This is a genomic window from Hymenobacter negativus (assembly GCF_017571495.1).
GTDB lineage: Bacteria > Bacteroidota > Bacteroidia > Cytophagales > Hymenobacteraceae > Hymenobacter > Hymenobacter negativus.
The window spans coordinates 605,496-620,783 of record NZ_JAGETZ010000002.1 but is presented as its reverse complement, the minus strand read 5'-3'; the positions used below and the strand labels follow the sequence as shown (position 1 = coordinate 620,783).

Here is a 15,288-nt window from a genome sequence, read left to right as displayed (position 1 = left end):
AAAGAAAAAAGGGTGGAAAAATGATGAGGGGGAGAAGAGAATGGGAAAAGTGTAGGGGTGGAATATGTCGGCAAAGCTAGCAATATAGCGGGCGTGAAGAGCCTCGCGGGCGGGGTGGCTTCAGGCAAATTGACTACCGGCCCCCGAAGCTGGCTGAATGGCTGGTATACCTTATCGAAAGCGAGGAAATGAACGGTGCCTTTGCAGCAGCAGGCCAATGCGGCTTCAACGGCAAGAGAATGCAGGGAGCGGACGGACCGCCTCACGCCCGCCTCTGGAAGAACCCGAGCCCTATTGTTTGATAGGCAGCCACGACGGCGTGAATGTTAGCAGGCGCCCGGCTTCCCGCAAGGGGATGTGAGCTGGACCCGCTTCGGAGGTTTTACCTTATTTGATTAACAACATTCAAATCAGTAGGATTAAACCCTGCAAAAGAACGGCGCCGCTTCGAGAACGAAGCGGCGCCGCCGGGAAGGAGAGCAGGAAACCGGAGGGGCTTACTCCACCACCAAGCGCTTGGTTACAGAGCCTTCGGCCAGGGCCACGCGCACCGTGTACACGCCCGGGGCCAGGTCCGTGAGCGGCAGCAGGGCGGTGCGCTGGCTGGCCGGCACGCGCTGCTGGCTTACCACCTGGCCCAGGGCGTTGAACAGGCTCACCGTGGTGGGCCGGGCACTGGGAGGCAGCAGCAGGGCTGCCGTGCTGTGGGCCGGGTTGGGGTACACCGATACCGCCGCGCTGAGCTGGGCGGAGCCGGTGGCCGTCACGCGGCTGGGAGCAAATTCCACCAGGAAGCGGCCCGGGGCCTGATTGGCGGCGATGGTGCAGTTATAGCCGGTGGGCTGGTGCAGGTCGGTGGCGGTGCCGGTCAGGGCATCGTGCAGGGTGGCCGTCCAGCCCGTGGGCAGGTTGATGAGCTGCGCGGCCTGCAGGGTGTAGCTACCGGTTTGGGCCACGCGCACGAGCAGGGGCACCGTCACAGGCGTGCTTCCCAGGGCGGGCAGGCCACTGATGGACAGCTCCGTGGTGCCGGCCAGGGCGCCGAGCTGCACCGCGTTGCCGTTGCCGAGGCGGTAGGCATCGTACCCGGCGTCGAAGCCGGCAGTGGCGCCCTGCTCAAAGTACACCGCCATTTGCTCGGCGGCCGTGCCGGCGGCGTTGCGCAGGTCCAGGCTCAGCAGCGGGCGCGTTTCGGTGGCGGTGCTGCGCTGCAGCGCGGGGTTCTGGTAGGTGGTCAGGCGGGCGGCGTTGGTGAAGGCCACGCTGCCCGCCACGCCTGGCGTGGTAGTGCGCACGAAGAAAGCCTGGCCCATCGGCAGGATGTTGGAGCCGCCGTTGGCCGGCACGCCGTTCACGTAGCTGGCGTAGGAGCCCGTGTACTGCCCGCTCGACTTGAACACGTACACCGCGTTGTCGATACCCGAGCGGGTGAGCTGGGTGAAGTTGAGGGGGGCCGGGTAAGGGTTGCCCAGCAGCTGCCAGCCGGCCTGGGGGCCCGCGCCGCGCGTCAGGTTCACGCGGTTGAAGGTGCCGTTGCCCAGCGTACCCACAAAATCCATTACCTGCCCGCCCATCATGTTCACGGTGAAGCCGAAGGTGGAAAACATGGTGGTTGTAACCGGGGACACCCAGCCCCGGTCAAAATCGGCCACGGCCGCGCCACTGGTCACCCGGGTCTCGTCGTAGCTGAACACGTTTGGGAAGGGCGTCACCAAGCCAGGGTTGGGGGCCGAGTTATAGGCCGGGTTCAGCACCGGCGTAAAGCCGCTGGTGGTCATGTCGGTAAGGGTGGTGTTCGTGACCGGGGCCGCCAGGTGGCGGTAACCCATCTGCGGGTTAGTCGTCGGGCCGATGAAGCGTTGCACCGTCACGTTCCCGCTCACCGTGGCGGCACCGTTGTTCACCACCATGGCCGTTTCCGAGCCGTCGGGGCGCGAAAGCAGGGTCAGGTTGCCGTTGGAGGTCAGGTTGCCGTTCAGGGTCAGCAGGCGGTCCAGGGCCAGGGGCTGGCTCAGCACCGCGCCCGCCGCGCCGATGGTAGCGTTGTAGAGGCTGGCCGTGCCGGTGCCGCTCAGGGTCTGGGTGGCCGCCCCGGTGGTTTGCAGCGTGCCAGCGCCCCGCAGCTGGCCGTTGTTGGTCAGGTTGCCGCTCAGCGAATACACGCCGCCCGTGGCCACCGTCAGGCTAGCGCCGCTGGCAATGGTGACGTTCTTGGCGGCGGCTGTGGTGCTGAGTACCGGCATGTTGGCGACACCCGTCGGAATGAGCACATCTTCGGTAGCCGTGGGCACAATGCCCGTGTTCCAGTTGGCCGCATCGGTGTACACGGTGCTCACGGCGCCGGTCCACTGGTTGGTGGCTGTCACCACCACCGTCAGGGTAAACTGCTGCAAGGCTACCGGGCTGCCGTTGTCGACGGCCTGGAAGCTGATGGTATGGGTGCCCAGGTTGCAGGCCGCGCCGGTGATGCCCAGGCTCACCGTGGGGTTGGCCGTGCCGTTGTTGCTCACGGTAGTGTTGCACAGGCCGTTGGTGTTGGTGGTCACCGTCACCTGCTGGCCCACTTCCGGGCCCAGGAACTGCAGGGCCAAGTTGCGCGTCTGGCCCTGCGCTAGCGTGAGGGTATTGCCAGCGGGCATGCCCGTCACGCTGGGCGGCACGTTGTTGCTGTTGGCCCCCACCTGGAAAGAAATGCACTGGTTGTCGAGCCAGTCGACGCCGCTGGGGTCCTGGTTGTTGGGGTGGGAGGTGCCGGGCAGGTTGAAGCGGCCGACCTGGATATAGCTAACCCCGTTGCCCCTGTTCGCGCCCACGGTAGCGGGCACCCCGCCAAAACCTCCCGTACCGCCGTCGGCGGCGCCGGTGGTCCACTGCATGTCGCCGTAGGCAAACTGCACGTCGTCGCCCGTGAAGCCGGGGACGGTGTTGGCCTTGATAACGACCTGGAAGGTGTTCTTCTTGTCGGCCTGCCGTGAGAAGTAGGCCACTTTGTTCCAGGTTACCACGAACTTGTCGGGGAACTTCTTGAAGTAGATGCCACCGCTGGTGGCCGGGGCCAGCGTGTCGGCCATTTCGATGTCCACATCAGCCCAGAATGGGGCAATCATGGGCGTGGCCGTTGGGAAGCCGGTGGCGGTGAAGGTGGTGAAGCCCTGCCCGAAGCTGATGTTGCCGTTGGAGTTAACGTACACGTCGCTGTAGGTGCTGCCGTAGAGCGAGAAGCTGAAGCCCAGCGGAATCGGGCCGACGAAGCTGTCGTCGGCAAAGCCACTCTGCCGCGAGAAGTGCTGCCAGCCGCCGGCCGCCGTGGTATCCAGCGGCACGAAGCAGGCCGGCAGGGCCGCTGCCGCGCGGGCACTGCCGGTGGGCTGGGCACTGGCCACCGTGGCAGCGCGGGCGGCCGTCGCCGAGGCCTGGCGGACCCGTTGCAGCTTGCGGGCCGCGTAGGTAGGGTCATCGACGCTGGGCGACCAACTGTTGAGGGCTCCTAGACGGGGCGGGGTCGTCTGGGCCTGTGCCTGGGTCGGGGCCCCGGCCAGGGCCCCAACTACAATCAGCAGTGTCAATAAACGGGGAAGAGGTCTGGTCATAAGGTCTGGAAATAGGGTTGGAAAAGTTGATGCAAAATTCGTGGAAAGAGTTGATTAGTTGTTAAAAGTATAAGTTTTTGGCCATTGCTTGAAACATAATTTGGTTTGGCTAGGGCATAGCGCACCCAGCTTCAAGAGCCTAATAGGTATACAAGGCCCCAGGCAGCCGCTACACAGCTGCGGCTACACGGTGACGGTGCTGCCCAGGGTAGATTTCATGGTACCCCGGCCGCGGCGGGTAAGAGTCCTTGCTGCCGCGCTGGCGTCTCCTTTCCCGGCCACTACTCCGGCCGCTGGGCAGCCGCAGCACTGGCCCCTCGAAGCAGCAGATGTCTTGGGCGGCGCTCCAGGCAAACGGGGGGCCGGCCAAGCCTTTTGGGAATTGCCCGGCGGCTGCGCTTCGGGCTAAGGGTTGTTATTAAAGCGTGCTGGAAGCGGCGTGTTTTTGCGCTAGCGCCACCCAATAAGGGATTCTTGTGTGCACTATCCAACTAACGCAATTTGTTAATGCCAGCCGGCTAAAGAATTACAATTCAGACTACATACATTTAGGAAGCAAGTCCTATGCAAAGGCTCTGAAACCTATCTAGACTGATTCACAGCCACCTTCTAATCTCAATATTGCCTATGGTTTAAATCCAGCCTGTCTACTACTCGCCCCTACTGGAAAACTGAAAGCTGGCGTCCTGCTGCTTTCAATTCCTTGTTCGCTTTTCCCTTTCAATCCTTTCCATGAAAACATCTACATCCCCCTCTCGCTTTATCGGGCGCGGCCCGAATATCCTGCGGCTCATACTGGTGCTGCTATTCGTTGGCTGCCTGACCAGCTTGCCGGCCTTGGCCCAGCAGGCTGCGCCTACTTTTCCTGCCGGCTTTAGTGCGGTCCTGGTGGCCTCGGGCATCACCAACCCCACGGCCTTGGCCTTTGCCCCGGACGGGCGCATTTTTGTGTGCCAGCAAACCGGGCAGCTCCGGGTTATTAACAACGGCAGCCTGGTGTCCACGCCCTTCGTGAGCCTGGCCGTGAACTCAAGCGGCGAGCGTGGGCTGGTGGGCATTGCCATCGACCCGGGCTACCTGAGCAACCACTACATCTACCTATACTACACGCTGGCCAGTGGGGCCAACAACCGCATCAGCCGCTTTACGGCCAATGGTGACGTGGCCGTCGCAGGCAGCGAAACACTGGTGCTGAACCTCGACCCGCTGAGTACCGCTACCAACCACAACGGCGGGGCCATGCACTTCGGGCTCGACGGCAAGCTGTACGTGGCCGTGGGCGAGAATGCCAACCGCACCAACGCCCCAAACCTGGACTCGTACATGGGCAAGCTGCTGCGCATCAACGCCGACGGCTCGGTGCCGGCCGGTAATCCGTACGTGGGCAGCAGCTTGTCGGCCCAGCGCCAGCGGGTGTGGAGCTACGGCCTGCGCAACCCCTTCACGTTCGCGGTGCAGCCCGTTACGGGCACCCTCTTCATCAATGATGTGGGCGAAGGCAGCTGGGAGGAAATCAACAACGCCAGCGTGGGCGGGCGCAATTTCGGCTGGCCGTCGTCGGAGGGCTACAGTGTCCGGACGGGCGAAACGGCCCCGGTATTTGCGTACCCGCACGCCAGCGGCTTCCCCGACGGCACGGGCTGCTCCATTACGGGCGGCACATTCTTCAACCCCTCGGCCACCAATTACCCCAGCCAGTACGTGGGCAAGTACTTCTACCAGGACTACTGCGGCAAGTGGATTAACTACATCGACCCCAACAGCAGCACCACACCGCCCGCCCGTGCAGCCTTTGCCCTGAACATGCCCGGCGACGCCCTGGCCCTGGAAACCGGCCCCGACGGCAACCTGTATTACCTGGCCCGCAACGGCGCTTCCCTCTTCAAAGTAGTGTACACGGCCACCACCAGCGCGCCGGTTATCACCACCCAACCCGCCAGCGTGGCGGTGGTGCCGGGGGCAGCGGCCACCTTCTCCGTAGCCGCCGCCGGCAGCACGCCGCTGAGCTACCAGTGGCAGAAAAACGGCGTGAACATTGCCGGGGCCACAGGCACCAGCTACACCATTGCCAGCGTGGTAGCGGCCGATGCCGGCCAATACCGCGCGGTGGTGACCAACAGCGTGGGCACCGCCACGAGCACCGCGGCCACCCTTACCGTTACGGCCCCCAACACGGCCCCTACGGCCCAGATTCTGACGCCGGCCAGCGGCACTACCTACGTGGCGGGTACGACCATCTCGTTTTCGGGCAGCGCCACTGATGCCGAGGATGGCCCCCTGCCGGCCAGCGCCTTTGTGTGGCAGGTTGACTTGCACCACGACACGCATGTGCACGATGGTACGCCTTTCAGTCAGGGCTCCCAAACGGGCACGTTCACCATTCCCAATAGCGGCGAGACAGCGGCCAACGTATTCTACCGCCTGATTCTGACCGTGACCGATGCCGGGGGGGTGAAAACCAGTACGTACCGCGATATTCTGCCGCAGACTTCTACCATCAGCCTGGCCACCAACCCCGCTGGATTGAGTCTCACCCTCGATGGCACGCCGCAAGCCGCGCCCGCATCAATACTGGGGGTGGAGGGCATCCTGCGCACGCTCGGCGCTCCTTCGCCGCAGACCATGGGCGGCGTGACGTACGAATTTGTGTCGTGGTCGAACGGTGGTGCGCAAACCCAGACCATTGCCATTCCAACCAATGACGCGACCTATACGGCTAACTTTCAGCCCGTGAGCACCAGCACCCTGCGCAACCCCGACAACCCCGCCAATCCGGTGGCTGGGCTCGACTATACCTACTACCAGGGCACCTGGAATGCGCTACCGGCTTTCAGCGGCCTCACGGCCACAGCCAGCGGCACAGTACCCACCTTCAGCCTGGCCCCGCGCCTGCGCGATGACAATTTCGCGTTTCGCTACACGGGCTACGTGAGCGTGCCCACCGATGGCATCTATACCTTCTACACCTCATCGGACGACGGCTCCCAGCTCTTCATCGGTTCGACTTTGGTGGTGGATAATGACGGACTACACGGCACTCAGGAGCGCACCGGGCAGATTGGCCTTAAGGCCGGCTTGCACGCCATTACGGTTAGCTTCTTCGAGCAGGCCGGGGCGGAAGTACTGGAAGTGAATTATGCCGGACCTGGTCTGACGAAAACTGCCGTGCCCACCACGGCGCTGTTCCGGACCACCACGGGCAGCACTCTGCGCATTCCCGACAACCCCGCTAATCCGGTGGCGGGCCTTAACTATGCCTACTACCAGGGCTCCTGGGGTACACTACCAGCTTTCAGCGGCCTTACGGCCACGACCAGCGGCACGGTGTCCACCTTCAGCCTAAGCCCACGCCTGCGCGATGACAATTTTGCGTTCCGCTACACGGGCTACGTGAGTGTGCCCACCGACGGCATTTATACCTTTTACACCTCATCGGACGACGGCTCCCAGCTCTTTATCGGTTCGACTTTGGTGGTGGATAATGACGGACAGCACGGTACCCAGGAACGCACCGGGCAGATTGGCCTTAAGGCCGGCTTGCACGCCGTTACGGTCGGTTTTTTTGAGCGCGGCGGCGACCAGGTGCTCAACGTGAGCTATGCCGGACCGGGACTAACCAAAGCCCTCGTTCCAGCAACAGCCTTGTTCCGGACGGCAACCGGAGCCGCGGCCCGCACTCAGCCCGGACCGGACCGGAACGACGCGGTAATGCTTTACCCTAATCCGGCCCAGGACCAGGTAAGCATTGGTTTTCAAGCCGAAGCTGGCGATAAAGTACTGATAGAAGTGCGCGACCCGATGGGCTACCGCGTGGCTACTACCACCCACCACGCCACACCCGGCCCGAACGAGGCGCGGCTCTCGCTCCGCGGCCTGCGCAGCGGCGTGTATACCGTGATAGTGCAGCAGGGCAATAAGCGCACCGTGCGCCCGCTGATACTGGTGCCCTAGCAGCTTACCTTAGGCAGAGCCGTACGTAAGGCGGCTCTGCCTAAGGTAAAAAAGATGCCTGACCAACGCGACCACCGACTATCAGCCTAGCGCAAGAGCTGCCTCATGCCAAGCAACATAGCCTATGGACGTGTCACCTGGAAAAGCCGCCCATGGTTCGTTATCGAAATGCCCAGCTGCCACTACGGTTGCTTAGGAAGCCGTAGTTGCTGGCTGTGGAAGCGGTATCTGTCCTGCTCCTGAATTGCCTGCCAGCCTTATACTCAATGAAGGAGTTGAGTGATTTCCTGCTGAACAGTCTTACCCAAGAAAATCTCGTGGCCGAGCCCCGACAGCTCGTGCAGGGTAGCCGGGATGCCTTATTTGCAATTCGGCCAGCGTCGTTCGCATTCGCCTCCGGCCGGTTTTCGTCGACTAACCAGCTCCAGTTGCGGCTATGCTTTGTGAGCCGCAGCACGGGTTAACCAGACCCGGCATTGGCGCGCTGGCGCAACGTCGCCGCAGCGGCGCTACGGCGGACGGAAACTACCAATAACCGCAGAGCCGGGCCCAAGTTTAAGTCGGCGGCCAGCCGCGCCGCCGAATCGGACTTAGCATCAAAACAATAATAAGTTGCGCTCAAAACCGTACTTTTCCGGTAAAATCGCGCTGCTTATGACCTTTCGTTTTGTTTTGGCCGTGCTACTGGCCGCCATGCTGTTGAGGCCTGCAAGCCCCTTGCGGGCCCAAACGCCTCTCGGCCAGCCCTCACTCGACGAGTCCAAGGTGCAAATCTGGTGCGCCACCGTGCGCTTCGTGTACGACGACGCCGGGCGGCCCAACCTCAAGAGCACCGTGCGTTGCGAGGGCGGCAACCTTGATGCCCTGGCCACCAGCATCCGGCCCGACAGCCTCCGGGTATACAGCCTGCTCTACCAGCCCATTGAGGGCAAAGGCGCTATTTATCAGGGCAAAAAAGACAATCCGGCCCGCCTTGCCGCCCTGGCCAAAGCCATTGTGAGCAAGCTGAAAGGCTCACCGGCCCGCCGCAAAGACCCTGCTCGCATGGCCCGGGTGGCCGCCCTCGAAACGGCCCTGACCAACTACGTGGTATCGGGTACACCGCTGGGCGAAGTCCCGACCGCCATGACGCCCGAAGCGCCCGACACGGCCGTGACAGCCGGCACCACCCTCGGCCCGGCTGAAGCCGCGGAGCTAGCGGCGGCCGCCGACCGCAACGCGGCTGGCACGGGAGCAGCAAGCGCTACTAGTACCGAAAGCCTGCTCTTTCGTTTCGCCGCCCCGCTGGCCCTTATTTTGTCCATTCTGAGCTTGGTGCTCTACATTATGTTGCGCATCACGCTGGGCCACTGGCGCCGGCAGCAGCGCCGCGAAACCCTCACGGCCAAGCAGGCCGCCACCGCAGCCCAGGCCGCCGCCTCCGAAACCAGCGCCGCCGTGGCCGACTCCGTTGCCCGCGTGAAGCGCGCCGAAGCCCTTGTACTGGCCGCTTCCGAGTCCCAGGCCGCGCCCGCTGCCACCCCGGTACTCGAGCAGCTCAGTCCCGCCCAGCGCCTGGAAGTGGAGCGCTTGGTGAGCCAGCGCGTAGACGAGGAACTGCGCTGGCTGCGCGCCAACCTACCGGAACTGGTAGCAGCCGTGGTAGCCCAGCCCCCTGTCCCGATGGAAACCAATGACCCCAAAGACGTACCGCTGACGGATACTGCAACCGCTAACCCAGCAGGCCCAATTGCCGATGATGTGCAAACGGACCAATAAACGCCACGTCGCATCTCGCTCATTTCCTGTTTCGATACTACGATGAAAGCTGCCCTCTCCTTCTCTGCCCTGCTACTGGCCGCCACGGCCTGCCGGGCCACCACGCCGCCGCAGCGCAATACACTGCCGCGTCATCAGTCCCTTACCGAAGTAACCACCCCCGAAAATGGTGAGCCCAGCCGCCTTACTGGCTTAGCCCTGCTCGCCCCCCCGCCCGTGAAATACCCCGCAACCCGCAAAACCGACTACACCGACACTTATTTCGGCACCGTGGTGCCCGACCCCTACCGTTGGCTCGAAAGCCTCGACTCGCCCGAGACCAAAGCCTGGGTGACGGCTGAAAACGAGGTAACTTTTGGCTACTTAGGCCAGATTCCGTTTCGCGACAAAATTCGGGAGCGGCTCACTAAAATCTGGAACTACGAGCGGTTTGGCATTCCTGAGCAAGTGGGCGCAGAGCTGGTATTCAGCAAGAACGATGGCTTGCAAAATCAGGCCGTCATCTATCGCCAGCGCAGTACCGGCGAGCCGGAAGTGCTGCTCGACCCCAATAATTTTTCGGCCGATGGCACCACCGCTCTGGCCGGCATGGAGTTCAGCAACGACCATCGCTACCTGGCCTACGCCACCAGCGGCGGTGGCTCCGACTGGCACAAGGTGCAAATCATGGACCTCACCACCAACAAGCTGCTGCCCGAAACCCTGGAATGGGTGAAGGTTTCCGGCACGTCATGGACGAAGAATGGCTTCTATTACGGCCGCTACGATGCCCCGAAAGCCGGCGAAAATGGCCTATCCGGCAAGAACGAATACCACAAAGTGTACTTCCACAAGCTGAACACGCCGCAGAGCGCCGACAAGCTGGTGTATGAAAACCCCAAAATGCCGCTGGGCTTCCGCTTCGCCACGGCCACCGAGGATGAGCGGTTCTTGGTGCTGAGCCTCACCGACGGCAAGGCCGACGGCAACCAGTTGCTGGTGCGCGACCTCACCGACCCCAAGCAAGCCACCACCTGGACCACGCTCATTTCGAGCTACGAATTCAACAACAATGTCATCGGCAACGTGGGCGGCGAGGTGCTGGTGTACACCAACTACAAAGCCCCGAACTACCGCGTCATCCGCATCGACCCGAAGAAGCCGCAGGAAGCCAACTGGCACGACGTGCTGCCCGAAAGCAAGAACAAGCTGGAAAGCGTGACGCAGGTCGGCGGCAAGCTAATTGCTGACTATCTGAACGATGCCAGCTCGCAGGTAAAGGTGTATTCGGAGCTGGGCAAGTTTGAGCACGACGTAAAGCTGCCGGCTATTGGCACGGCCAGCGGCTTTGGTGGCCGGCGCGATGCCAAATCGGTGTACTACGCTTTCACGTCGTTCACCTACCCCACCACCATCTATAAGTACGACCTCGCTACCAATACCAGCACCGTATTCCGCGCCCCGAAAGTAGACGTGAACCCGGCCGACTATGAAACCACACAGGTGTTCTACCCGAGCAAAGACGGCACGAAGATTCCCATGTTCATCATCCGCAAAAAAGGCGTGGCGCTGAACGGCAAGAACCCCACCTACCTCTACGCCTACGGCGGCTTCAACGTGTCGCTCACGCCTGGCTTCTCGGTGGCCCGCATGCTGTGGCTCGAAAACGGTGGCATCCTCGCCATTCCCAACCTGCGCGGCGGCGGCGAGTATGGCGAAGCCTGGCACAAAGCCGGCATGACGCCCAACAAGCAGAATGTGTTCGATGACTTCATTTCCGCCGCTGAGTATCTGAAAACCAACAAGTATACCGACTACGACCACCTCGCCATCGCGGGCGGCTCGAATGGCGGCTTGCTCGTAGGCGCCACCATGACGCAGCGCCCCGACCTGTGCAAAGTGGCCCTCCCTGCCGTGGGTGTTATGGATATGCTTCGCTACCAAACCTTCACCATCGGCTGGAACTGGGCTCCCGAGTACGGCACCTCGGCCGACAAGGCGCAGTTTGAGAACCTCCTTAAGTTCTCGCCCCTGCACAACCTGAAGCCCGCTGCCTACCCCGCCACCATGGTCACCACCGCCGACCACGACGACCGGGTAGTACCCGCGCACTCCTTCAAATTCGCCGCCGCCCTGCAAGCCGCTAACACTGGCCCCAACCCCACATTGATTCGAGTTGACGTGAACGCCGGCCACGGCGCGGGCAAGAGCACCAAGCTTCAGATTCAGGAGTGGGCCGACGTGTGGAGCTTCTGCTACGCCAACATGGGCGTGACGCCGGACGTAAAATAGTTTTTAGGCGAACGCTAGAGACGCGGCCCTTCGCATTTCATCGTTGCCCGAAAACGCCCATGCCTGTTTTCGGTTGTTCAACGACGAGACGTGAAGGGCCGCGTCTCTATATCGTTTATTCCCCCAACCCGACTCCCCTACCCTATGCAACTTGGAATTAGCTCGTTCGGTGAAGTAGCCCCCGCCCACGTAGGCGGCCAGGACCACGCCGCCGCGCAACGCATGCAGGAAATCCTGGCGATGGGCCGGCTGGCCGACGAAACTGGCCTGGACGTATTTGCCCTTGGCGAGCACCATCGCCCCGATTTCATCATTTCGGCTCCGGAAGTCATTCTGGCCGCTGTGGCCGCCATCACAAAGCGCATCCGACTGAGCAGCGCCGTCACCGTCCTCAGCTCCGTCGACCCGGTGCGCACCTTCCAGAACTTTGCCACGGTGGACCTCATTTCCAATGGCCGGGCCGAGATTATTGCCGGACGCGGGTCCTTCATTGAGTCGTTTCCGCTCTTCGGGCAGGACTTGAAGGATTACGATGCGCTGTTCATTGAAAAGCTGCAATTGCTGCTCAATATCAACGCCAACGAGGTAGTAACCTGGCAGGGCAAGCACCGCGCTTCCATCGACGCAAAGGGCATATACCCACGCCCGGCGCAGGCCAAAATTCCGGTTTGGATTGGCGTAGGGGGCACGCCGGCTTCCGTCATTCGGGCCGGACAGTTGGGCTTGCCACTTACCATTGCCATCCTCGGCGGCGCACCCGCGCAGTACGTGCCGTTTGCCGAGCTTTACCGCGAATCGGCCCAGAAAGCTGGTCACGACCTCGCGCAGGTGCAGCTAGCCATCAACTGCCACCTGCACCTGGCCGATACCGCCGAACAGGCCCGCGACGAATTCTTCCCACCCTACTCTGCGCTCATGAACCGCATTGGCCGCGAGCGAGGCTGGTCGCCCATGGACCGCCGCCACTTCGACTACCTGTGCGGCCCACAAGGCCCGCTGCTGGTCGGCAGCCCGCAGGATATTATCGATAAGCTGCTCTACCAGTACAATCTATTTAACAACACCCGCTTTCTGGCCCAGTTGGTTATTGAGGGCATCTCGCACCAGAGCGTATTGCGGTCCATTGAACTGCTGGGCACGCAGGTAGCCCCTACCGTGCGGGCGGCATTAGTCTGAACCACGGATTATGGCGGATTTTCCGGATTGCGCAGATTTTGTAGATGGGCTTTCGAATAGGACTTGGTTTTCAAACAATCAATAAGACAACAAAAAAGGCGGCCCAATTGGGCCGCCTTTCTCTTTTTCACTGGCTCACTAGCCGTCCACAAAATCCGTGCAATTTGAAGAATCCGCCGGAATCTGTAGTTCAGGCATTAGTAGCGGTACAGGTCCGACTTGAACGGGCCTTCTACCGGCACTTTAATGTAGTCAGCTTGCTTCGGCGTCAGCTCGTCTAGCTCCACACCAATTTTGGCCAGGTGCAGACGGGCTACTTTCTCGTCGAGGTGCTTGGGCAGCGTGTATACTTGGTTTTCGTACTGGTCGGCACGCTCCCACAGTTCCAACTGGGCCAGCGTCTGGTTCGTGAACGAGTTCGACATTACGAACGAAGGATGGCCGGTAGCGCAGCCCAGGTTCACGAGACGGCCTTCGGCGAGGATGATAACCTCTTTGCCATCAATAGTATAAATATCAACCTGCGGCTTCACCGTGTCTTTGGTGTGGCCGTAGTTGCCGTTCAGCCAAGCCATATCAATCTCATCGTCGAAGTGACCGATGTTGCAGACAATGGCTTTGTCACGCAGGGCGCGGAAATGCTCCTCACGGATGATATCGCAGTTGCCAGTAGTGGTGATAACGATGTCGGCACGCGGAATAGCATTCTCCATCTTCTTCACTTCGAAGCCGTCCATAGCCGCCTGTAAGGCACAAATGGGGTCGATTTCCGTTACGATGACGCGGGCACCAGCACCGGCCAACGAAGCAGCAGTACCTTTTCCTACGTCGCCGTAGCCAGCCACCACGGCCACTTTACCTGCCATCATCGTATCGGTAGCCCGACGGATAGCATCTACGGCCGACTCTTTGCAGCCGTATTTGTTGTCAAATTTCGACTTCGTTACCGAGTCGTTTACGTTGATGGCAGGGAAAGGCAGCGAGCCATTTTTCACACGCTCGTACAGGCGCAGCACGCCAGTCGTAGTTTCCTCCGAAACGCCTTTAATGCCAGCAGCCAGTTCGGGAAACTGGTCCAGCACCATGTTAGTGAGGTCACCACCATCGTCCAGAATCATGTTCAGCGGCTGACGGTCTTCACCGAAATACAGTGTCTGCTCGATGCACCAGTTGAACTCTTCTTCGTTCATGCCCTTCCAGGCATATACCGGGATGCCAGCCGCAGCAATGGCCGCAGCAGCATGGTCCTGCGTTGAGAAAATGTTGCACGACGACCACGTTACTTCAGCGCCCAGAGCGGTGAGGGTTTCGATGAGCACGGCCGTTTGGATGGTCATGTGCAGGCAACCAGCAATGCGAGCACCTTTGAAAGGCTGGGCAGCACCGAACTCCTTGCGCAGGCTCATCAGGCCGGGCATTTCAGCTTCGGCGAGACGGATTTCCTTGCGGCCCCACTCGGCCAGGCTCATGTCCTTTACTTTGTACGGTACGTACGTTTTCGTCGTGGTTTCCACCATGATATAATTAAGTTGTGATTCGCGTTTCAACCACAAAGATACTGGATTTGTTCAGGCCCTGTCACATAACAAAAAAGCCCGCATTGGAGGATGCGGGCTTTTTTGTTATGTGACAAGGGACCTTGTTGGTGCCGAGACCTAGGTCTAGTTGTTCTGAATGATAACAGCCTGGGGCTGTTGTGCAGTGGGAACACCGCTACCCGTAATCCCACGTACTACGATGGTATATATTTTTCCTTCCTGGTACTTATATACCCCAGTTCCTGTGCCTGTGCCATCACCCACAGAAACTACGACGGGGCGCGGAGTACCAGCGCTTGTAATAGTTAGGTTTAGAACCCCGGCGTTGAACTTAACAAAGCCAGAAGCAGCACCAAAAGCAACGTCCGTTGTTAGAGGAGTTCCTACTGTACCTGCAACGGGCGGCACAGTAAGCTGAACGGGAGTAGTACCGCCAGTATTTAAGTATACTAGACGAACCTGTGCCTCACCAGTCCCCAAAGCAACTGGGCTATCGGTAACTGTCAGTAGAGCCAAGCTGCCAATGGAGCTTGTAGGCGAGTATTCAAATACAGAATAGCTTTGGTCTTTGGCAACGGTTAGTGGCTGCGCTGGAACTGCCACTTGCGTACCATTATTGATTCGAAGTGCAGGAGTACCTGCATTTACTGCCACATAACCACTACTCTGCCCATAATTAAGCTGGCTCACCTGCTGGTCATTTAGAAATGCCGTAAGGGCGGTATTGGATGCAGCAGCAGCATGTGAAAACAGGACCTTACCTTGGTCAACGGGCGTTATGACCGGGTCATCGTCTTTGCCGCAGGAGGCTAGCAGAAGCACGGCGGGAAGCATGGCCTGAAAGGCGTAGCGGAGAATGAAGGGTGTTTTCATAAAGATTGTCAGCTGGTGGATTGTCAGTTGTAGAAGTACAAAGTAATAACCGGAATTGCCCGGCTGGCTCGGCCTGAACGTGTGAGAACGGTTGTTTGTTGGGCTTAAGGGCCGAAAATAGTGGAAAACCC

General features: G+C 60.6%; 7 protein-coding genes. 4 read left to right on the top strand and 3 right to left on the bottom strand.

The genetic code is table 11. The annotated features are described in order from the left end of the window. Positions 1 to 497: 497 nt before the first annotated feature. Positions 498 to 3,590, bottom strand: coding sequence for a nidogen-like domain-containing protein (locus J4E00_RS06765; RefSeq protein ID WP_208174353.1), 3,093 nt, complete (start codon positions 3,588 to 3,590; stop codon positions 498 to 500). 732 nt (positions 3,591 to 4,322) lie between these two features. Between J4E00_RS06765 and J4E00_RS06760 the strand changes: the two genes are divergently transcribed. From J4E00_RS06760 to J4E00_RS06745, 4 genes are all read left to right on the top strand, one after another. Next, entirely contained in the window at positions 4,323 to 7,541 is a 3,219-nt protein-coding gene (locus J4E00_RS06760; RefSeq protein ID WP_208174352.1) for a PQQ-dependent sugar dehydrogenase, read from the top strand. 654 nt (positions 7,542 to 8,195) lie between these two features. After that, positions 8,196 to 9,299: a hypothetical protein gene (locus J4E00_RS06755; RefSeq protein WP_208174351.1), complete on the top strand. Its 1,104-nt coding sequence runs from the start codon at positions 8,196 to 8,198 to the stop codon at positions 9,297 to 9,299. A gap of 42 nt (positions 9,300 to 9,341) precedes the next feature. Then, the gene (locus tag J4E00_RS06750) at positions 9,342 to 11,570 is read left to right on the top strand and encodes a prolyl oligopeptidase family serine peptidase (protein ID WP_208174350.1); all 2,229 of its coding nucleotides are present in this window, start codon (positions 9,342 to 9,344) and stop codon (positions 11,568 to 11,570) included. Between the two features lie 144 nt (positions 11,571 to 11,714). Further along, positions 11,715 to 12,746: an LLM class flavin-dependent oxidoreductase gene (locus J4E00_RS06745; RefSeq protein WP_208174349.1), complete on the top strand. Its 1,032-nt coding sequence runs from the start codon at positions 11,715 to 11,717 to the stop codon at positions 12,744 to 12,746. Positions 12,747 to 12,943: 197 nt separating this feature from the next. Here the strand turns inward: J4E00_RS06745 and ahcY are convergent, their stop codons facing one another. Together ahcY and J4E00_RS06735 are read right to left on the bottom strand one after the other, a co-directional pair. Continuing rightward, positions 12,944 to 14,263, bottom strand: a complete 1,320-nt coding sequence (ahcY, locus tag J4E00_RS06740; RefSeq protein WP_208174348.1) for an adenosylhomocysteinase — start codon at positions 14,261 to 14,263, stop codon at positions 12,944 to 12,946. Between the two features lie 144 nt (positions 14,264 to 14,407). Then, positions 14,408 to 15,157: a DUF4397 domain-containing protein gene (locus J4E00_RS06735; RefSeq protein WP_208174347.1), complete on the bottom strand. Its 750-nt coding sequence runs from the start codon at positions 15,155 to 15,157 to the stop codon at positions 14,408 to 14,410. Positions 15,158 to 15,288 lie beyond the last annotated feature (131 nt).

Coding starts and splice junctions, on each gene's coding strand:
- J4E00_RS06765 (WP_208174353.1), bottom strand. CDS start 3,590: ATGACCAGACCTCTTCCCCGTTTATTGACACTGCTGATTGTAGTTGGG.
- J4E00_RS06735 (WP_208174347.1), bottom strand. CDS start 15,157: ATGAAAACACCCTTCATTCTCCGCTACGCCTTTCAGGCCATGCTTCCC.
- ahcY (WP_208174348.1), bottom strand. CDS start 14,263: ATGGTGGAAACCACGACGAAAACGTACGTACCGTACAAAGTAAAGGAC.
- J4E00_RS06750 (WP_208174350.1), top strand. CDS start 9,342: ATGAAAGCTGCCCTCTCCTTCTCTGCCCTGCTACTGGCCGCCACGGCC.
- J4E00_RS06745 (WP_208174349.1), top strand. CDS start 11,715: ATGCAACTTGGAATTAGCTCGTTCGGTGAAGTAGCCCCCGCCCACGTA.
- J4E00_RS06755 (WP_208174351.1), top strand. CDS start 8,196: ATGACCTTTCGTTTTGTTTTGGCCGTGCTACTGGCCGCCATGCTGTTG.
- J4E00_RS06760 (WP_208174352.1), top strand. CDS start 4,323: ATGAAAACATCTACATCCCCCTCTCGCTTTATCGGGCGCGGCCCGAAT.